This window comes from Roseateles sp. SL47, assembly GCF_026625885.1.
Taxonomy (GTDB): Bacteria; Pseudomonadota; Gammaproteobacteria; order Burkholderiales; family Burkholderiaceae_C; genus Roseateles.
Genome location: NZ_CP113068.1, coordinates 2,135,744 through 2,154,673, shown reverse-complemented (window position 1 = coordinate 2,154,673; position 18,930 = coordinate 2,135,744). Strand labels below are relative to the sequence as shown.

Genomic DNA, 18,930 nt, shown 5'->3' with positions numbered 1-18,930 from the left:
TTTCATCCCATGCCCAAGCTCAGCTACCTGCAGACGGCGCTGATCGCCTCGATCGGGTTCCATGTGATCCTGATCACGGCAGTCAGGGTGATTCCCCCGGAACAGCTGGACCGGCTGTTCCAGGACACACCGCTGGAAGTCATTCTGGTCAACGCGCGGGGGCATGAAGCGCCGTCGCAGGCCCAGGCCCTGGCCCAGGCCAACCTGGCGGGCGGTGGTGACACCGATGCCAAGGTGCGGGCCACCTCGCCGCTGCCGCCCTCCCCCAAGGTGGAGACCGGTGACAGCATCGAGGTGCAGCACAGCCAGATCCAGCAGTTGCAGCAGACGCAGGAACAGCTGCTCACCCAGATCCGCCGCGAACTCGCCCTGCTGCCGACCCCGGACCCCCAACGGGACAAGGGCACGCCGCAGGCGCAGCAGCAGGAAGAGCGCCGCCGCCAGCTGGTGCAGTTGCTGGCGGAGATCGAGAAGCGGGTGAATGATGAGAATGCGCGACCGAAGAAGCGCTACCTCAGCCCTGCCACCCGCGAGGTGGTGTATGCCCAGTATTACGACACGCTGCGCCGCCGCATCGAAGCCCGGGGCACCCGCGACTTCCCCACCTATCAAGGCCGCAAGCTCTATGGCGAGCTGACGATGAACATCCATGTGGACTTCCGGGGCCGCGTGGTGGAAACGGACATCGTGCAAAGCTCCGGCAACCGGGTGCTGGACCGCCGGGCGGTGGCCATCGTGCAGGCCAGTGGCCCGTTTGGCGGCTTCACGCCGGCCATGCGCAAGGGCGCGGAAGTGCTGGTCATCACCTCCCGTTTCCGCTTCACACGGGATGAAGGGCTGGAAGCCACGATGACGGGCAACCCGTCCTGATGACACCCGGCACCGACCGGATCCCGAGACTCTCGTTCCGCTGACATGAGCTCCGAGCCCCACTCCCCCTCCTCCGCCACTGAAGCGGTTGATCGATATGCCGTGGCCGGCAATCCGGTGGCGCACAGCCGCTCGCCGGCCATCCACGCCGCCTTTGCGCTTCAGACCGGCCAGGTGCTGAGCTATGAGCGCCTGCTGTGTCCGCTGGATGGTTTTGAGGCCACGCTGAGGGCCTTTGCTGCTGCCGGCGGCCGGGGCTGCAACGTCACCGTGCCGTTCAAGTTCGAAGCGGCCCGCCTGGCCCGCCGGCTCACACCCCGGGCGCAACTGGCCGGCGCGGTCAATGTGCTGCGTTTCGACGCCGAGGGCTGGTTGGGCGACAACACCGACGGCGCCGGCCTGGTGGCCGATATCGAGCGCAATGCGGCTCGCCCGCTGGCTGGACGGCGCGTGCTGCTGATCGGCGCGGGTGGTGCCTCGGCCGGGGTGCTGGGCAGCTTGATCAGCGCACGCCCTGCCGAGATCCATATCGTGAACCGCAGCCCCGACAAGGCCGTGGCGCTCCAGCGCAGCCATCAGGCTTTTGCAGATGAACATCGGGTTCGACTGCAGGCGGCCGGGCTGGACTCGACCGACGGGCTCTTTGACGTGTTGATCAACGGCACCAGCAGTTCCCTCAGCGGCGCCGGGCTTCCGCTGCCGGACCCAGGCCGCCCGGTGCTGGCCCCTGGCGGCGTAGCGGTAGACATGATGTATGGCCCGTCCGCCGCTGGCTTCCTGGGCTGGGCCCGGGGCCAGGGCGGCGATTCGGCCTGCCTGCGTGACGGGCTGGGCATGCTGGTGGAACAGGCGGTGGAGTCCTTTGTGCTGTGGCGCGGCGTGCGTCCGGACAGTGCGCCGGTGCTGGCCGACCTGCGCCGTCAGGTGGAGGCCGCGTCGTGAAACAACTGCTGCGACTCGTGCTGATGCTGATCGTCAGCATGCTCTGCCTGCAAATCTTCTTTGCTGCCCGCATTGCCCTGATGGCGGTGCTCCCGCCGGAATCCACCAGCTTCCAGCGCACCGAAATCCTGCGCCTGCTGCGAGAGAAGGGGTCGGTCTCCTGGGCGCAGCGCTGGATGGACGGTGAAGACATCAGCGTGAACCTGAAGCGGGCCGTCATTGCCAGCGAGGACGCAGGCTTCAATGAACACGGGGGCGTGGACTGGGAAGCGATGGAAAAAGCCTGGGAGCGCAACCAGAAGGAACAGGCCCGCGCAGAAAAACGCGCGGCCCGGCTGGCGGTGACCGCGCCGTCCAAGCCGCCGCCGGTGGCCAAGATCGTGGGGGGGTCCACCATCACCCAGCAGCTGGCCAAGAACCTGTTCCTGAGTTCGGAGCGCACCCTGGCGCGCAAAGCACAGGAGTTTGTCCTCACCTACATGCTGGAAGCGGTGCTGAGCAAGCAGCGCATCCTGGAGCTGTATCTGAATCATGTGGAATGGGGCGAAGGCGTGTTTGGCGCCCAGGCGGCCGCACGGCGTTACTTCCAGGTGGACGCCTCCCGGCTCAGCCCCCCGCAGGCGGCCAACCTGGCCGTGATGCTGCCCGCACCCAAACGCTTCGAAAAACGCCCCCGCTCGCCCTACTTGCTCAGCCGTGCAGGCACTATTGAGGCTCGTATGGGTGCCGTGGAGTTGCCATGAGTTCCGAACTCAGTGCCGAGATCGCTGCAACGGCAGCCCGGCTGGTCGTGGAAGAGGGGCTGGACTATGGTCCTGCCAAAACACGCGCTTTGCGCACGCTGGGCTTGCCGCCCCGCACGCCGCTGCCGGACAACGATGAACTGGAAGATCAGGTTCGGGAATATCTGTCGATCTTCTGCTCAGACACCCAACCCGCCGAACTCGCCGCCCTGCGTGAAGTCGCTGCGGTGTGGATGGAGCGGTTGGCCGAATTCCGCCCCCATCTCACCGGAGCGGTCTGGCGTGGCACGGCCACCCGCTTGTCCAACATCCATTTGCAGCTCTACTGCGACGACAGCAAGTCGGCGGAGATTGCGCTGTTGAATCAGGGCGTGGACTATGACGTCGGCCAGGCGCGCAACAGCCGCGGCGACGCGGTGGATCAACTCATCCTGGACGTCCCCTGCCGTGCCTTGAATGAGCGGGTCACGCTGGCGCTGACCATTCTGGATTACAACGACCAGCGCGGCGCCCTCAAGCCGGACTCGCGCGGCCGGACCGAGCGCGGTGACCTGTCCGCACTCCGACAATTGATGAAGGATGACGCCTGATGCAGAGAAGAAAGCTCCTGGGGCTGACCGCCATGGGCGGCGCGGCGGTGGCGGCCGGCGCGGGCGGTGTGATGCTCGCCCTGCGGCATGAGCGTGAAGCCGGTGGCGGCACAACACCGCCCACGGTGTCCGCTGCCCCGCTCTCCGAAGCGGCAGCAGCCTTCTGGAATGCCAGCTTCGACACCCTGGATCAGCAGCCTTTCCTGCCCGCCCAACAACTGCGCGGCAAGCCGCTGCTACTGAATTTCTGGGCCACCTGGTGCGCCCCCTGCGTCAAGGAACTTCCGGAAATCAATCAGTTCCATGAGGAATTCGCCGCCAAGGGCTGGCAGGTGCTGGGGCTGGCGGTCGATGCCCCCACCCCGGTCCGCGGGTTCCTGGCCAAACTCCCGCTTCGCTTTCCCGTGGCGCTGGCTGGGCTCACCGGCACCGACTTGTCCCGCCAATTGGGCAACACCAAAGGGGGCCTGCCTTTTACGGTGGCTTTCGGCGCAAAAGGTGAGCCGATCTGGCGCAAACTCGGCGCCACTCATCTGGATGAATTGCGGCAGATGGTCGCTTCCACGTCGGTCTGACGCGCAGGCGGCGCTTTGTCAATCGCCAACAGGAGAGGCCTGGGCACGCAGCATTCCCTAGCCAAGTGCCAACCGAGGGTCAAGCCATTTATTTTTGTGAAGCTGCCTGGATCTGGGGACAAAAGGCGTAAAGTCCACCCTTTTACGCTTCTAGTGTCTTCGCTCTAATGAGTCAGGACCGGTCGCAGATGCAGATTCTTGTTGTTCACGGCCCCAACCTCAACCTTCTCGGCACCCGGGAGCCCGGGGTGTATGGCGCTCACACTTTGACGCAGATCGACGATGATCTACGTCAAAAGGCGCATGAAGCCGGCGTGCAGCTTGAAACCTTCCAGAGCAACCATGAGGGAGCCCTGGTAGACCGCATCCAGGCGGCCGGGCGCGACGGAACGCGCTTCATCATCATCAATCCGGCGGCCTACACCCACACCAGCGTTGCCATTCGCGATGCGCTGGCGGCAGTGGCGCTGCCTTTTGTTGAAGTACACCTGTCCAATATCCACCGCAGGGAGTCCTTCCGGCATCACAGTTATGTGTCGGAACTTGCGGTGGGCGTGATCTGCGGCCTGGGCCCCATGGGTTATCAATTGGCCCTGCAGTACGCGCTGAGTCATCACGGCGCCTAGCCCAGCCGGCCAGGCCCGTGTCGGGCATAGACAGAATACAAACCTTCCCCGTTGGAGAAACCCTATGGATTTGCGCAAGCTCAAGACCCTGATCGACCTCGTGTCCGAGTCGAACATTTCTGAACTTGAAATCACCGAAGCCGATGGCAAGGTGCGCATCGTCAAGTCCGATGGCGCGCCCCTCGTGGCGGCCATGCCGGTGATGCAGGCGGCTCAGCCGATGGTCGCCGCCCAGCCAGCCGCTGCCGGCGCTGCAGCCCCCGCGCCAGTGGCCGCCGCGCCTGCGGCCGAGGCGGGCCATCTGGTGAAGTCGCCCATGGTGGGCACGTTCTATCGCGCGTCCAGCCCCAATGCCAAGCCCTTCGTGGAAGTGGGCCAGCAGGTCAAGGAAGGTGATGCCATCTGCATCATCGAGGCGATGAAGATCATGAACGAGATCGAAGCCGACAAGTCCGGCACCATCGTCAAGGTGCTGGCCGAAAACGGCCAGCCGGTGGAATTCGGCCAGCCGCTGATCGTCATTGAATAAGGCGTTGGCATGTTCAAGAAGATCCTGATCGCCAACCGGGGAGAAATCGCCCTTCGCATCCAGCGCGCCTGCCGCGAACTGGGCGTGAAGTCGGTGGTGGTCTACTCCGAGGCGGACCGAGACGCGAAATACGTCAAGCTCGCCGATGAAGCGGTGTGCATCGGCCCGGCCCCGTCCGCGCAGAGCTACCTCAGCATGCCGGCCATCATCGCCACGGCCGAGGTCACCGACGCCGAAGCTATCCACCCGGGTTATGGCTTCCTGAGCGAAAACGCCGACTTCGCCGAACGCGTCGAACGCAGCGGTTTCACCTTCATCGGCCCGACCCCGGAGAACATCCGGACGATGGGCGACAAGGTGTCGGCCAAGCAGTCCATGATCAAGGCCGGTGTGCCGTGTGTGCCCGGTTCCGAAGGCGCGTTGCCGGACGATCCCAAGGAAGTTGTGCGCATTGCCCGCACGATCGGCTACCCGGTCATCATCAAGGCCGCTGGCGGCGGTGGTGGTCGCGGCATGCGCGTGGTGCATACCGAAGCTGCCCTGGTCAATGCCGTGCAGATGACCAAGGCCGAAGCCGGTGCCGCCTTCGGCAATCCGCAGGTCTACATGGAGAAGTTCCTGGAACATCCGCGTCACGTGGAAATCCAGGTGCTGGCCGACGGCCACAAGAATGCCGTCTGGCTGGGTGAGCGTGACTGCTCCATGCAGCGCCGCCATCAGAAGATCATCGAGGAAGCACCGGCGCCCGGCATTCCCCGCCGCCTGATCGAACGGGTGGGTGACCGCTGCGCGGCCGCCTGCAAGAAGATGGGTTACCGCGGCGCGGGCACCTTTGAATTCCTGTATGAAAACGGCGAGTTCTACTTCATCGAGATGAACACCCGCGTGCAGGTGGAGCATCCGGTGACGGAACTGGTGACCGGCATCGACATCGTGCAGATGCAGATCCGCATCGCTGCGGGTGAAAAGCTGCCCTTCACCCAGCGCAACATCACGATGCGCGGCCATTCCATCGAATGCCGCATCAATGCCGAAGACCCGGTGAAGTTCATCCCGTCGCCCGGCCGCATCACGATGTGGCATCCGCCGGGTGGTCCTGGCGTTCGGGTGGATTCCCATGCCTACACCAACTACTTCGTGCCGCCCAACTACGACTCGATGATCGGCAAGATCATCGTGCACGGCGACACCCGCGAGCAGGCCCTGGCTCGCATGCGGATTGCGCTGTCGGAAACGGTGGTCGAAGGCATCCAGACCAACATCCCGCTGCACCGCGAGCTGATGGCCGATGCCAAGTTCATCGAAGGCGGCACCGACATCCACTATCTAGAATCGTGGATGAGCCAGCACAAGCGCTGATGCGCTGAAGTTCTGACGAACCCCTGTCACTGTTGATCGACGCCTGCGGGCGTCCCCGCCCTCAAGCGCTGGCCCGATGTGGCCGCCTTGGGGGCTTCACGCTTTCTGGAGCCACCATGAGCACGAGCGACGCCAAGTTGCACGAACTGATCCTGATCTGCCGCGAAGAGGACGTAGAAACCGTCAGCGACGCGCTGATGGAGATCGAGTCCCTGGCCGTGTCGGTGGAAGATGCCGACGCGGACACCCCCATCGAAAACGCCCTCTTTGGGGAACCGGGCATGCCGGCCCCCAAGGCCGGTTGGGACCGTTCGGTGGTGAAGGCCTTGTTCGAGACCGAGGCCCAGGCCATGGAAGCGGCCACCCTGCTGCTGGCGCAGGACTGGGCGAGTGACGTCCACGTGCAAACCATCCAGGCGGTGGAAGAGCAGGACTGGGTGCGTCTGACCCAATCGCAGTTTGCGCCGGTGGAAATCACCCCCACCTTCTGGATCGTGCCCTCCTGGCATGAAGCGCCCGCCCAGGCCCGTCAGGTGATGCGACTGGACCCGGGCCTGGCCTTCGGAACCGGTTCGCATCCGACCACTCGGATGTGCCTGCGCTGGATTGCAGGCCATGGGGACGAAGCGGCCGGCTGGGACCGGGTGCTGGACTATGGATGCGGCTCCGGCATCTTGGCCATTGCCACCGGCTTGTTTGGCGCACGCGGCATTGATGCGGTGGACATTGACCCGGCGGCGGTGCAGGCCTCGCTGCAGAACGCACAGGAGAACAAGGTGAGCATCCATGCGGCGCTGCCGGATGCGGCCAAGGGCGAATATCCGGTGGTGCTGGCCAACATCCTGGCCACACCGCTGAAGCTGCTGGCGCCGCTGCTGTGCCAGCATCTGGCACCGGGTGCCCACCTGGTGCTGGCCGGCATTCTGGAGCGACAGGCTGACGAACTGAAGGCGGCCTACGCACCGCATGTCGCCCTGGAAGTGGCGGACCGGGAAGACGGCTGGATCCTGATGACGGCCCGGCGTGTCTGACGAGTGTGTGGAAGGCCTCTTAACGGCCTGAACGAATTGCATCAAATCGTCTCCAGGGCCTTGTCAGACGGCCTTGGCCCGGAGACGAGCGTCAAGGACTGACCCTGTTTCTGGCATCATTCCGGCCATGAATCTCGCGACCCGCTGCACGACCTGCGGCACCATCTTCCGGGTGGTGCAGGACCAGTTGCGTGTGTCGGAAGGCTGGGTGCGTTGTGGCCGCTGCGCGGAGGTGTTTGACGCTCGCGAGCAGCTGTTTGATCTGGAGCGGGACAGCCCGCCGCCCTGGCCCCCGCAGGCCTCGGCCCCGCCGCCGGCAACCCGCCAGGCAACACGCCAGGCGGCGTTGCCGTCGCCGCCCGTGCAGTCGCCTATGCAGGCCCCGGTTCAGGCACCGGTTCAGGCGCCTTATCAGCCGCCGTATCAGCAGCCCTCTCAGCAGCCCCCCTATCAAGCGCCCCATCCAGCGCCCTATCCAGCACCCTATCCGCCCACTTCTCAGCCGCCCGCTCCGGCCTATCAGCCGCCGCCGTCTGGGCGGCCGCAAGCGCCGATGGATGCGGTGGCTCAGGGATACGCGACCCGTCCGGGTCCCAATTCGGCGCCGACTCAGGGGCCGGAGGCACCCACGACAGTTCCCAGTCGATCGATGGCAGCGGCCTTTGACGACCTACCCCGCCGAGTTCCGCCGGCGCCGATCGAACCGCCGCGCGACAGTGGCTGGTTGGCCAATGACGACAACGAACTGAATCCCTTTGCGCCGTCGCGCCCGCTGCCGGGCGACTTTGGTGATGACGATGAGGATTCGCTGCTGCCCTCACCGCGGCATTACAGCCGTCCTCGCAGCCGTACGGGCGTTTCGTCCTCGCAGGCGCAGGGGCCAGGGTCTTCGCTGGAATCGTCGTATGGCGAAGAGCGAGTGGAGCCGTTCCTGTCGGCGGCGCCGACGGCGGATCCCCGATCGCATCTACCCGAACCGAAAGGCATGCGGTTTGAGGAAGACGAGCTGCCGCCGCCGGTGACGGATGATGATCGTCCGGATGTGCTGTTGGCGCTGAGTCCGGCCACGGCGGCGCAATTGAAGTCTCAAGAGCCGTCGCTGGATCCGCGGGTGCCGGTGCATACGCCGATCGATCCGGGCGAACCGTCGCTGATGCCGTCCACGGCGGGTGAAGTGCCGTTGTCGCGTGCGGAGCGCAAGGCGGCGGAGAAAGCTGCGGCGGAAACGGCGCGACGGGCCAAGCTGGATGCCAAGGCGGCGGAGAAGGCGGCTGAGAAAGCGGCGGAGAAGGCGGCCAAGGACGCTGAGAAGGAAGCGCGGGACGCGGAAAAGGAAGCGGCGCGAGCGGCCAAAGAGGCCGAGAAGCTGGCGCTGGAGACGAGGAAGGCGGCGGAGAAGGCTGCCAAGGCGGAGGCGCGCATCAAGGAGCGGCAGGCGGCTGCGGATGCAGCGGCGATGCCGAGCTTTGTGCGCAAGGCTGAATCGGCGCAGCGCTGGCACCGTCCGTGGGTCCGGGCGACGCTGGGCACTGCGGCGCTTGGTTTGCTGGTGGGTGTGGGGGGCCAGGTCGTCTGGCAAGGGCGCGAGGCCATTGCGGCGCAATATCCGGTGGCTCGTCCGATGCTGTTGAAGATGACCACGGCCATGGGGCAAGAGCTGAAGCCTTGGCAGCACATTGAGGCGTTGAGTGTGGAGAGCAGCAGCCTCAATCCGGCGGGTGAAGGCAACCACTACCGCCTGTCGCTGAGTCTGCGCAACCGCAGCAACTGGGACGTAGCCCAACCCTGGTTGGACCTCAGCCTGACGGATGCCTCCGGCCAACTCGTTGTGCGCCGCATGCTTTCCCCCGAGGAATTGCGTGCCACCTCATCGACCTTCACTGCTGGCGGAGACCAACAACTGCAAGTCGTCTTCGACAGCGGCAACACCAAGATCAGCGGCTACACCGTCGAACTGTTCTACCCCTGACGGCGCCTTCGCGCCGAACACGCGAAGCGTCGTTCAAGCGGGGCTGCACACTCAGTGAGGAGGCCGACCGCCGGGCCGTCCCCAAAATCATCACTTCACCGCTCCTGTAGGCACACTGTCGCGCCGAACGCGCGAAGCGCCGTTCAAGCGGGGCTGCACACTCAGTGAGGAGGCCGACCGCCGGGCCGTCCCCAAAATCATCACTTCACCGCTCCTGTAGGCACACTGTCGCGCCGAACGCGCGAAGCGCCGTTCAAGCGGGGCTGCACACTGAGTGAGGGGGCTGACCGCCGGGCCGCCCCAAGGTCGGCCCAGCCCCCTTGGGGGGCGTGTTTGGCTGGCCCTAGGCCAGCCAAACCGGGGGCAAAAAAAACCCGGCCTTATATCAAAGGCCGGGTTTCATTTAGCGCAGGTCGCTCAGGGCTTGTTGCCCGTCGGGAACGGCCAAGCGGCTTGCGGGCTCAGCGCGGTCTTTGCGGCAGGCGCAGGAGCAGCGGCGGGCTTCGCAGCGGCAGCAGGCGCAGGGGCAGCGGCAGGCTTGGCAGCAGCCTTCTTGGCAGAGGCCTTCTTGGCGGCCGGCTTCGCAGCAGGCTTGGAAGCCTTGGCAGCGGGCTTGGCAGCGGTGGCCTTCTTGGCAGCCGGCTTCGCAGCAGGCTTAGCGGCCGGCTTGGCAGCCTTGGCAACAGCCTTGATCGGCGGCTTCTTGGCAGCGGAGGCCTTCTTCGCAGGAGCGGCAGCCTTCTTGGCAGGAGCAGCCTTCTTGGGAGCAGCGGCCTTCTTGGCCGGTGCAGCCTTCTTGGCCACAACCTTCTTCGCAGCCGGAGCAGCCTTCTTGGCAGCAGCAGCCTTCTTCGCCGGAGCAGCCTTCTTCGCTGCAGCTGCCTTCTTGGCCGGAGCGGCCTTCTTGGCGGCCGGAGCTGCCTTCTTGGCCGGAGCGGCCTTCTTAGCAGCCGGAGCTGCCTTCTTCGCCGGAGCGGCCTTCTTTGCAGCCGGAGCTGCCTTCTTCGCCGCAGCCTTCTTTGCCGGGGCGGCCTTCTTGGCCGGAGCGGCCTTCTTCGCAGTTGCCATTTCAGTTCTCCTTGATCAAGTGGAAATAGCCCTGCCCGTCAACAACCGGTTGTTGCCAGTGCAGGTATTCATTGCCCATGAGTCGAGGGAGTTCGCCACGGTGCAATGAATCAGGGTGCGATGCAAGGCCGCCGCTTCTATGTCGGTCGGTGAATTGCATCGCCAATCTTGATCTCTTTTCTACAGTCAAACAGTCAACAGTTCAGGGGTTGCTCCGGCCTTGGACTTCATCAGTCCCAGGACAGAGCACCACCCGATTGGTATTCGATCACGCGGGTCTCGAAGAAGTTGCGCTCCTTCTTCAAGTCGATCATCTCGCTCATCCACGGGAAGGGGTTCTCTTCATTCGGGAAGAGCGCCTCCAGGCCGATTTGAGTCGCGCGACGGTTCGCGATATAGCGCAGGTAGCCCTTGAACATCGCTGCATTCAGACCCAGCACGCCGCGCGGCATGGTGTCTTCGGCGTAGCGATATTCCAGCTCCACGGCCTCCTCAAACAGTTGCTTGATGTCGGCACGGAACTCGGGGGTCCACAGGTGCGGATTCTCCAGCTTGATCTGATTGATCAGATCAATGCCGAAGTTGCAGTGCATGGATTCGTCGCGCAGGATGTATTGATACTGCTCGGCGGCGCCGGTCATCTTGTTCTGGCGGCCCAGCGCCAGAATCTGCGTGAAGCCGACGTAGAAGAACAGGCCTTCCATCAGGCAGGCAAACACGATCAGCGACTTCAGCAAGGTCTGGTCCGCCTCCAGCGTGCCGGTGACGAAGTTGGGATCCATGATCGCGTCGATGAAAGGGATGAGGAACTCATCCTTGTCGCGGATCGACTTCACCTCGTGATAGGCGTTGAAGATCTCGCTCTCATCCAGGCCCAGCGACTCCACGATGTACTGATACGCGTGGGTGTGGATGGCTTCCTCAAACGCCTGGCGCAGCAGGAACTGGCGAGCTTCAGGAGCGGTGATGTGGCGATAGGTGCCCAGCACGATGTTGTTGGCCGCCAGCGAATCCGCAGTCACGAAGAAACCGAGGTTGCGCTTGATGATGCGCCGCTCGTCCTCGGTCAGACCGTTGGGGTCTTTCCAGAGGGCGATGTCGCGGGACATGTTCACTTCCTGCGGCATCCAGTGATTGGCGCAGGTGGCCAGGTACTTCTCCCACGCCCACTTGTACTTGAACGGCACAAGCTGGTTGACGTCGGTCTGGCCATTGATGATGCGTTTGTCCGCGACGTTGACACGTCGGGTGCTGGCCTGGGTGCTGTCAGTCGATGCTGCAGTACCGGCGCTCGAAGGAACATTCGAAGCGACGGACTGACGCGCGGCGTCCATGGTGCTCATGGTCGCTGCGTGAATCGATGCACCGGAGGCCGGCGCGCTGCTCGAAGGTTTACGGTCTTCTTCCCAAACCAACATGGTGGTCTTCCTATCGTCGCGGATTATCGGAGTGTTGTGTTCAAACACAAAGGACTTCTTGACTTCAGCGCCACTTCCCTGTTGCTGGTCCGCATCGCATTTCGCTTCCGAGGAGGCGCGCAGACACCGTTGAAATGGCGGTGAAAAGGCAGATCGGCGATCTGCCATCAAGTGCTCATCGATGCTTTCGGAAGCTTCCCGTCAAACAGACAACGGCCGAGAACATCGATGAACACTCGCATCGCGAGCGTCGGCCCGGTTTTTCGGCAAGGCTTGCCGCAGATGATTCATGCATCTCGCGGCAGCCTTGCTGAACTTGTCAGGCCTTCAACAACTGCTTACTGGCAGGCTTCGCAACCCGGGTCGTCAATCGCGCAGAACTTGACGTCGGTGGCCGGTGTGTTGGTGTCGATCAGCGGCGAGACCGAGGTCTCGACAGCGGCCACCGCCACCGGTGCCATCGCAGCAGCGACCGGCGCCGCATGCAGGCCACCCACCGAGCTGCTCACCGAGTTGAGCTGGCCGGCGTTTTGCACCGTGCTCTTCTCGGCGTGTGTGGCGCCCATGGTGCGCAGGTAATAGGTCGTCTTGAGGCCACGCTGCCAGGCCAGCTTGTAGGTCTCGTCCAGACGCTTGCCCGATGCGCCGGCCATGTAGATGTTCAGGCTCTGCGCCTGGTCGATCCACTTCTGGCGACGCGCAGCGGCCTCCACCAGCCAGACCGTGTCAACTTCAAAAGCGGTGGCGTAGAGCTGCTTGAGCTCATCCGGCACGCGGTCAATGCGGCGCAGGGAACCGTCGAAGTGCTTCAGGTCCATGACCATCACGTCGTCCCACAGGCCCAGCTTCTTCAGGTCGCGGACCAGGCACTCATTCACCACGGTGAACTCGCCGGACAGGTTGGACTTGACCGACAGGTTGCCGAAGCAAGGCTCGATCGACGCGTCCACACCGATGATGTTGGAGATGGTCGCGGTCGGAGCGATGGCCACGCAATTGCTGTTGCGCATGCCGTCACGGGCGATCTTGGCGCGCAGGCTGTCCCAGTCCAGGGTGGCGGAACGGTCCACATCCACATAACCGCCTCGGGCTTCGGCCAGCAGGTTCAGCGAGTCGATCGGCAGGATGCCGCGGTCCCACAGCGAACCACGGTAGCTGCTGTAGCGGCCCCGCTCGGCAGCCAGGTCGGTGGACGCCCAGTAGGCGTGGTAGCAGACGGCTTCCATCGAACGGTCGGCAAATTCCACCGCCGCTTGCGAGGCGTAGGGCACGCGCAGCTGATACAGCGCATCCTGGAAGCCCATGATGCCCAGACCCACCGGACGGTGACGCAGGTTGGAATCCCGTGCCTTCTTGACGGCGTAGTAGTTGATGTCGATGACGTTGTCCAGCATCCGCATGGCGGTAGACACCGTCTTCTTCAGCTTGACCTGGTCGATCTCGCCGTCCTTCAGATGCTGCGCCAGGTTGACCGAACCCAGGTTGCACACCGCGATTTCGTTGTCGTTGGTGTTCAGCGTGATCTCGGTGCAGAGGTTGGACGAGTGCACCACGCCCACATGCTGCTGCGGCGAGCGCACGTTGCAGGCGTCCTTGAACGTGATCCAGGGATGGCCGGTTTCGAACAGCATCGTCAGCATCTTGCGCCACAGGTCACGGGCCTGCATGCGCTTGAAGAGCTTGATCTCGCCACGGTCGGCCTTGGCCTCGTAGGCGACATAGGCCGTTTCGAAGGCCTGGCCGAACAGGTCGTGCAGGTCCGGGCAGGTGGAAGGGCTGAACAGGGTCCAGTCGCCGCCTTCAATCACACGCTTCATGAACAGGTCGGGAATCCAGTTCGCCGTGTTCATGTCGTGGGTACGACGACGGTCGTCACCGGTGTTCTTGCGCAGTTCCAGGAACTCTTCGATGTCCAGGTGCCACGTTTCCAGATAGGCGCAGACAGCGCCCTTGCGCTTGCCGCCCTGGTTCACCGCAACGGCGGTGTCGTTGACTACCTTCAGGAAAGGAACCACGCCCTGGCTCTTGCCGTTGGTGCCCTTGATGTGGGAACCCAGCGCACGCACCGGCGTCCAGTCGTTACCCAGGCCACCGGCGAACTTCGACAGCAGCGCGTTTTCCTTCAACGCTTCGTAGATGCCGTCCAGGTCGTCGGCCACCGTGGTCAGGTAGCAGCTGGACAGCTGCGAACGCCGGGTGCCGGAATTGAACAGCGTCGGGGTGCTGGACATGAAGTCGAAGCTCGACAGCACTTCATAGAACTCGATGGCGCGGGCTTCGCGGTCGATCTCGTTCAGCGCCAGGCCCATGGCCACGCGCATGAAGAAGGCCTGCGGCATTTCGATGCGGGTGCCGTCCACATGCAGGAAGTAGCGGTCGAACAGGGTCTGCAGGCCCAGGTAGTCGAACTGGAAGTCGCGCTCGGCCTTCAGGGCGGCGCCCAGCCTGGCCAGGTCGTATTGCTGCAGACGCTCGTCCAGCAGTTCGGCCTGCACGCCCTTCTTGATGAAGCTCGGGAAATAGTCAGCGTAACGGCTGGCCATTTCGGCCTGCGTCACTTCCTCGCCCAGGATTTCCTTGCGGATCGTATGCAGCAGCAGACGGGCGGTGGCGCGGGTGTAGCCGGGATCCTTTTCGATCAGCGTGCGGGCGGCCAGGATGGCGGCCTTGTGCACTTCGTCCATCGGGACGCCGTCGTACAGGTTGCGCTTGGTCTCGGCCAGGATCGGCTCGGGCTTGACGTCGTCGCCCAGACCTTCACAGCTGGACACGATCAGGGCCGACAGCTTGTTCAGGTCGAGCGGCACGCGGGCGCCGTTTTCGGTCACGCTGATGCCGGACTCCAGCACAGCGGCCTGCTGTACTTCGCTCTGATGCTTGCGCTCCAGCGAACGACGTTCGCGGTACAGCACATAAGCACGGGCCACCTCATGGTGCCCACCGCGCATCAGCGCCAGTTCCACATGGTCCTGCACGTCTTCAATATGGAAGGTGCCGCCGCCCGGACGCGAGCGCACCAGCGCACGCACCACGGCTTCGGTCAGGGCATCCACGGTCTCGCGCACGCTGGCCGAAGCCGCACCGCTGGTGCCGTGCACCGCCAGGAAGGCCTTCATCATGGCCACCGCCACCTTGCTCGGCTCAAAGTGCACCACCGCACCGTTGCGGCGAATGATCTGGTAAGCCTGGTAGCTGCCGGCGGCGATCGGGGCGGACTCGCGGGGAGTCTGCGCCAGGCCCGCTTCGGCGGTCGGTGTGACGGCGACTGTCTGCATGGGATCCTCGTCTGTTCTGGTTCGAAAAAACAAAAAGCAACGCCGTGCCCGGGCAACCCGACCGGGCCGACGTCTCAAGTTTTGGGGTGATGTTTGATGTGGTGTCCCGCCCCGTATCCCGACACCGCTGCAAGGCCAGCGCGCGTGCAGCGCGGGGGCATCAACAAGACGGTGGAGGAGGCGTTCATCGCGGTTTTGCGAAGTCAGCAGGATAGCATGCTGGACACTATATCTAGGGTGTCGCCCACCTTCAAGCAACTACCGATAGCGTCAAAGGAGTTCCATCGACCTGGGCATGATGAGGCTTAAAAGCCCTGTCCCCGCACATCGCCGATGGATTCGGTGATCGATGTCGGAGCCCCAGGATTGGCGCGGCCTGCAGCGCCGAAATGGCCGCAAACACGCATCAAAACAAGGCTTGGCGCGGGGCTGATTCGATGGGGCTATCCGGCGACACTGCAGCCTTGTCACAACTGATCAGGACAAGCCCCATGTAGGGCCTTCCCGCAGTAACAACAGGCGGGCGGTATGCGGTCAGAGAGAGGCGCCCGCCTGCCGCACAAGCATCAGCTTTCGTCGCCGCCGAGCGAGATGCCCAACCGGGCCATGCGGTACCGCATCTGCCGCAGCGACAAGCCCAGGCTCGCGCCCGCAGCCGTCCGGTTGTTGCGGTACTGCTCCAGCGCGCGCAGCAGCAGTCGCTTTTCCACCTCGTCGAGATAGGCGGCCAGATCCGAAGGCAGCGGCGCCTGGCCGATCGCTTCGGCCGGCAAGGGGACGCCTTGCACCGCGTCGGCCGCGTCCACCACAAGGTCCGGCACTTCTTCGGCTTCAAGCAGTGTGTCGGGCAGGCCGAGGTCCGCCACGTCGATGCCATCACCGCCGGAGAGGGCGAGTGCCCGGTGCAGCAGGTTCTCCAGCTCGCGCACGTTGCCCGGGAAGCTGTAACGACCCAGGACCGCCAGGGCCTGCGCGGTCAGTTGCGGAACCGCGTCCACGCCCGCGTCGGTGGCGATGCGCTCCAGCACTCGTGCGCTGATCGGGGCCAAATCTTCCATGCGCTCGCGCAGCGGCGGCACACGGATCTGGATGACGTTCAGGCGGTAATACAAATCCTGCCGGAAGCGGCCGCCCAGCACTTCGGCCGCCAGGTCCTTGTGGGTGGCACTGAGCAGACGGACATTGACCGGCATTTCCGCCACTGCGCCCACGGGCCTCACCGAGCGTTCCTGCAAGGCCCGCAGCAGCTTGGACTGCATGGCCAGCGGCAGGTCGCCGATTTCGTCGAGGAACAGCGTGCCGCCCTGGGCCGCCTGGAAGAAGCCTTCGCGGTCTTCAGTGGCGCCCGTGAAGGCGCCCTTGCGGTAGCCGAAGAATTCCGCTTCCAGCAGCTGCTCGGGAATGGCACCGCAGTTCACCGCGATGAAGGGCTGCGGGCGGCGGGCGCTCACATCATGGATGGCGCGAGCCACCAGTTCCTTGCCGGTGCCGGACTCACCATTGAGCAGCACCGGCGCCATGCTGCGCGCCACCTTCTCGATCAGTTCCCGCACCTGGCGCATGGCGGCGGAATCACCCACCAAACGCTCCAGCGCCGACACCGGACCGGCAGCGGCCACCCGCCCGCGCGGCACCGCCGCCTTGCGCGAAGCTTCCACCATGGCCGCCCCCATGGGCGTGACGGTGGGGGCGTCGTTGTCCGACGCGGAGGGGGGTGACACCGGGCCCGGCGATAGCGACCGGCCGCCAAACATGGTGGGCGCAGCTGCCGACGGTGCGCTGGGTGCGATGCCAGCGCCCGCCACCGGGGCTGGGCTGGCCGCTTGCGGAGCCCGTGCGGCCAGGGTCGAGGCGGAAGATTCCGGCCGCGGCACACGGCCCAGCGCGGAAGCCACCACCATGCGGAACTGGCGCAGGTCCACGGGTTTGGTCAGATAGTCGTAGGCGCCGGCCTTCAAGGCTTCCACCGCATTTTCCGGCGAGCCGTAAGCGGTGATGACGATGGCGCGCTCGCTGCGGCCGCGCTGCTCCAGCCAGCGCAACACATCCAGGCCGGTGCCGTCAGGCAGGCGCATGTCGGTGATGACCGCGTCGTAGCGGCGGGCCTCCAGATGGGCCAGCGCATCTTCCACGGTGCCGGCGCTGTCCAGCGCGAAGCCCTCACGCAGCAGCGTCATCTCATAGAGGGTGCGCAGGTCGGGTTCGTCATCGACCACCAGCAGTCGGGAATCAGCGCTCATGAACAGTTTCTTGGACAGGAGAGGAGGCGAGGCGCGGCAGCAGCAGGCGGAATTCGTTCATGTGCTGGGCATCCAGGCGGTGATAGTCGATCCGCCCGCCATAACGCTCGCAGAGTTCCCGGCAAATGTACAGGCCCAGGCCGGTTCCCCGGCTTCGGGTTGAAAAGAATGGTTCGAACAAGTGTCGTTCTACCTCGGCGGGGATGGGGTCGGCGTCGCTCAGGACCGACAGTCGGATCCATTCCGGGCCCTCGGCCGCCACTTCCACCCGCACCGCCGCCGGGGCCGGCCGCGCATGGCGCAGGCCGTTGTCCAGCAGGTTGATGAGGATGCGGCGCAGATGCTCGGGGTCGAAACTCACCGCTGCATCTTCCGGGGCGATGTCGATCCGCAACGGGCTGCTGTCGTCCTTGGGCAGACGCTGCGTGGCGGCCCAGTCCGCGCAATATTCACGCACCAGCGGTGCCAGCAACAGCATCTGTGAGGCGGAGGTGATGCCCGGTGCGACTTCCATGACGTCATCCACGATGCGTTTGAGCCGCTCCACATTGCTGGCCACCATGCGGGTCAGTTGCTCCAGACGCGGCTGGCCGGCGCAGTCTTCTTCCAGCAGCGCGTTGGCCTGGGCAATGGCGGTGAGCGGATTGCGGATTTCATGCGCGATGCCGGCCGACACACGCCCCATCGCCGCCAGTTTCTCCTGGCGGTTGCGGGCTTCGAGATGGCGGTTGTCCTCGATGAACAGCACACACAGGTCATCACCATCCAGCGGCCGCAGCGTGAAGCGCATGCGGACATGCAAGGAGCGCTGCAACCCGCCGCCGAAGTCCAGCAGCACATCGCGGCCCGCATCGGGCCAGCTGTGTTCGCTGTAGGCCTGGGTGAGCGCACGCAGCAAAGGTGCCCAGGTGGGTGTGGTGTCCAGGCGGAAGGGGCCGGGGCGCAGCGTGGCGCCTTCCGCCAGCAGCGCACGGGCGGCGGGGTTGGCGGTGCGCACCAGGCCACGACGGTCCGCCACCAGCACGCCCTCATCCATTTCTTCAATCACCAGGCGATTGAGATCGGCCTGCTGCCGGGCATATTCCAGGCTGCCCCGCGCGGCACGTTCTTCGCGCGCCAGGCGGCTGGCCAGTTCGTTCGCCAGCAAGGACACCACAAACAGACCGACGCCGAACAAGCCGCCCTGGCTGATGCGAAGCCCCCCGTCCAGCCCGAGCATCACGGCCCAGACGGCCACGGCCAGCAACTGAAGGCTGGCCAAGGCGGCACAGGCCAGCGCCGGCAGGCGGGGCAACAGCGCGCCCGCCATCAGCACCGGCATGAACAGTAGCGCGCCGTAACTGAGCCCCCCCGGGTCCAGCCATTGCAGCAGGCTGAAAAGCACCAGGTCCACGCCGATGCTCAGGACGATCTGCCGCCAGCTCAGCGATTGGCGGTCGGGGGTCGGTGGCCAGCTGCCGCCACCAAACCAGCGGGGCAGGATCCAGGCCAGCACCGCCTGCACCCCATACACCAGCGACAGCCAGGCAGCCCAGCTGTTGGGACGTGCGCCCATCAGGCTGGCCAGCGACTGGGTGGCCAGCAGGGCCAGGCTCAAGGTTGCACGCGCCCCCATGAAGGCGCGGTAGAGGCGCTGGATGGTGCTGATGCCGGCGGCGCGCGAGGTGGTGTCGGAAAACGGCATGTCGGTGTGCG

16 protein-coding genes are annotated in these 18,930 nt (G+C 64.8%); 10 read left to right on the top strand and 6 right to left on the bottom strand.

From position 1 onward, the window contains the following. Positions 1-9 precede the first annotated feature (9 nt). From OU995_RS09300 to OU995_RS09255, 10 genes are all read left to right on the top strand, one after another. A complete protein-coding gene (locus OU995_RS09300; protein WP_267835239.1) occupies positions 10-870 on the top strand; it encodes a TonB family protein in 861 nt (286 codons plus the stop codon). Between the two features lie 45 nt (positions 871-915). Next, positions 916-1,812 carry a shikimate dehydrogenase gene (gene aroE / locus OU995_RS09295; RefSeq protein ID WP_267835238.1) on the top strand — a complete coding sequence of 299 codons (897 nt, stop codon included), beginning with the start codon at positions 916-918 and terminating at the stop codon, positions 1,810-1,812. Further along, positions 1,809-2,555, top strand: coding sequence for a monofunctional biosynthetic peptidoglycan transglycosylase (gene mtgA / locus OU995_RS09290; protein ID WP_267835237.1), 747 nt, complete (start codon positions 1,809-1,811; stop codon positions 2,553-2,555). Before aroE ends, mtgA begins: the two co-directional genes overlap by 4 nt. Then, complete coding sequence (locus OU995_RS09285) at positions 2,552-3,145, top strand: hypothetical protein (protein ID WP_267835236.1); 594 nt, start codon at positions 2,552-2,554, stop codon at positions 3,143-3,145. Before mtgA ends, OU995_RS09285 begins: the two co-directional genes overlap by 4 nt. Continuing rightward, positions 3,145-3,720 carry a TlpA family protein disulfide reductase gene (locus tag OU995_RS09280; protein ID WP_267835235.1) on the top strand — a complete coding sequence of 192 codons (576 nt, stop codon included), beginning with the start codon at positions 3,145-3,147 and terminating at the stop codon, positions 3,718-3,720. The genes OU995_RS09285 and OU995_RS09280 overlap by 1 nt, the downstream gene beginning before the upstream one ends. A 188-nt stretch (positions 3,721-3,908) precedes the next feature. Then, entirely contained in the window at positions 3,909-4,346 is a 438-nt protein-coding gene (gene aroQ / locus OU995_RS09275) for a type II 3-dehydroquinate dehydratase (RefSeq protein WP_267835234.1), read from the top strand. 64 nt (positions 4,347-4,410) lie between these two features. Next, complete coding sequence (gene accB / locus OU995_RS09270; protein WP_267835233.1) at positions 4,411-4,875, top strand: acetyl-CoA carboxylase biotin carboxyl carrier protein; 465 nt, start codon at positions 4,411-4,413, stop codon at positions 4,873-4,875. Positions 4,876-4,884: 9 nt separating this feature from the next. After that, complete coding sequence (gene accC / locus OU995_RS09265) at positions 4,885-6,234, top strand: acetyl-CoA carboxylase biotin carboxylase subunit (protein ID WP_267835232.1); 1,350 nt, start codon at positions 4,885-4,887, stop codon at positions 6,232-6,234. A gap of 116 nt (positions 6,235-6,350) precedes the next feature. Continuing rightward, entirely contained in the window at positions 6,351-7,265 is a 915-nt protein-coding gene (gene prmA / locus OU995_RS09260) for a 50S ribosomal protein L11 methyltransferase (protein ID WP_420714840.1), read from the top strand. A gap of 127 nt (positions 7,266-7,392) precedes the next feature. Further along, the gene (locus OU995_RS09255) at positions 7,393-9,234 is read left to right on the top strand and encodes a zinc-ribbon and DUF3426 domain-containing protein (protein WP_267835231.1); all 1,842 of its coding nucleotides are present in this window, start codon (positions 7,393-7,395) and stop codon (positions 9,232-9,234) included. Positions 9,235-9,651: 417 nt separating this feature from the next. On the opposite strand, the gene OU995_RS09250 is transcribed toward OU995_RS09255, so the two are convergent. From OU995_RS09250 to OU995_RS09225, 6 genes are all read right to left on the bottom strand, one after another. Beyond that, positions 9,652-10,302 carry a histone gene (locus tag OU995_RS09250; RefSeq protein ID WP_267835230.1) on the bottom strand — a complete coding sequence of 217 codons (651 nt, stop codon included), beginning with the start codon at positions 10,300-10,302 and terminating at the stop codon, positions 9,652-9,654. Between the two features lies 1 nt (position 10,303). Beyond that, positions 10,304-10,462, bottom strand: a complete 159-nt coding sequence (locus tag OU995_RS09245) for a hypothetical protein (RefSeq protein ID WP_267835229.1) — start codon at positions 10,460-10,462, stop codon at positions 10,304-10,306. 70 nt (positions 10,463-10,532) lie between these two features. Then, a complete protein-coding gene (locus OU995_RS09240) occupies positions 10,533-11,720 on the bottom strand; it encodes a ribonucleotide-diphosphate reductase subunit beta (protein WP_267836221.1) in 1,188 nt (395 codons plus the stop codon). Between the two features lie 338 nt (positions 11,721-12,058). Next, positions 12,059-14,995 carry a ribonucleoside-diphosphate reductase subunit alpha gene (locus OU995_RS09235; RefSeq protein WP_267835228.1) on the bottom strand — a complete coding sequence of 979 codons (2,937 nt, stop codon included), beginning with the start codon at positions 14,993-14,995 and terminating at the stop codon, positions 12,059-12,061. A gap of 566 nt (positions 14,996-15,561) precedes the next feature. Next, positions 15,562-17,235 carry a sigma-54-dependent transcriptional regulator gene (locus OU995_RS09230; protein WP_267835227.1) on the bottom strand — a complete coding sequence of 558 codons (1,674 nt, stop codon included), beginning with the start codon at positions 17,233-17,235 and terminating at the stop codon, positions 15,562-15,564. Next, on the bottom strand, positions 17,225-18,919 hold the full coding sequence (locus OU995_RS09225; RefSeq protein WP_267835226.1) for a sensor histidine kinase: 1,695 nt from the start codon (positions 18,917-18,919) through the stop codon (positions 17,225-17,227). The genes OU995_RS09230 and OU995_RS09225 overlap by 11 nt, the downstream gene beginning before the upstream one ends. Positions 18,920-18,930 lie beyond the last annotated feature (11 nt).

Coding starts and splice junctions, on each gene's coding strand:
- OU995_RS09225 (WP_267835226.1), bottom strand. CDS start 18,919: ATGCCGTTTTCCGACACCACCTCGCGCGCCGCCGGCATCAGCACCATC.
- OU995_RS09245 (WP_267835229.1), bottom strand. CDS start 10,462: ATGCAATTCACCGACCGACATAGAAGCGGCGGCCTTGCATCGCACCCT.
- OU995_RS09255 (WP_267835231.1), top strand. CDS start 7,393: ATGAATCTCGCGACCCGCTGCACGACCTGCGGCACCATCTTCCGGGTG.
- accC (WP_267835232.1), top strand. CDS start 4,885: ATGTTCAAGAAGATCCTGATCGCCAACCGGGGAGAAATCGCCCTTCGC.
- prmA (WP_420714840.1), top strand. CDS start 6,351: ATGAGCACGAGCGACGCCAAGTTGCACGAACTGATCCTGATCTGCCGC.
- OU995_RS09285 (WP_267835236.1), top strand. CDS start 2,552: ATGAGTTCCGAACTCAGTGCCGAGATCGCTGCAACGGCAGCCCGGCTG.
- OU995_RS09250 (WP_267835230.1), bottom strand. CDS start 10,302: ATGGCAACTGCGAAGAAGGCCGCTCCGGCCAAGAAGGCCGCCCCGGCA.
- aroQ (WP_267835234.1), top strand. CDS start 3,909: ATGCAGATTCTTGTTGTTCACGGCCCCAACCTCAACCTTCTCGGCACC.
- OU995_RS09240 (WP_267836221.1), bottom strand. CDS start 11,720: ATGTTGGTTTGGGAAGAAGACCGTAAACCTTCGAGCAGCGCGCCGGCC.
- OU995_RS09280 (WP_267835235.1), top strand. CDS start 3,145: ATGCAGAGAAGAAAGCTCCTGGGGCTGACCGCCATGGGCGGCGCGGCG.
- OU995_RS09235 (WP_267835228.1), bottom strand. CDS start 14,995: ATGCAGACAGTCGCCGTCACACCGACCGCCGAAGCGGGCCTGGCGCAG.
- aroE (WP_267835238.1), top strand. CDS start 916: ATGAGCTCCGAGCCCCACTCCCCCTCCTCCGCCACTGAAGCGGTTGAT.
- OU995_RS09300 (WP_267835239.1), top strand. CDS start 10: ATGCCCAAGCTCAGCTACCTGCAGACGGCGCTGATCGCCTCGATCGGG.
- OU995_RS09230 (WP_267835227.1), bottom strand. CDS start 17,235: ATGAGCGCTGATTCCCGACTGCTGGTGGTCGATGACGAACCCGACCTG.
- accB (WP_267835233.1), top strand. CDS start 4,411: ATGGATTTGCGCAAGCTCAAGACCCTGATCGACCTCGTGTCCGAGTCG.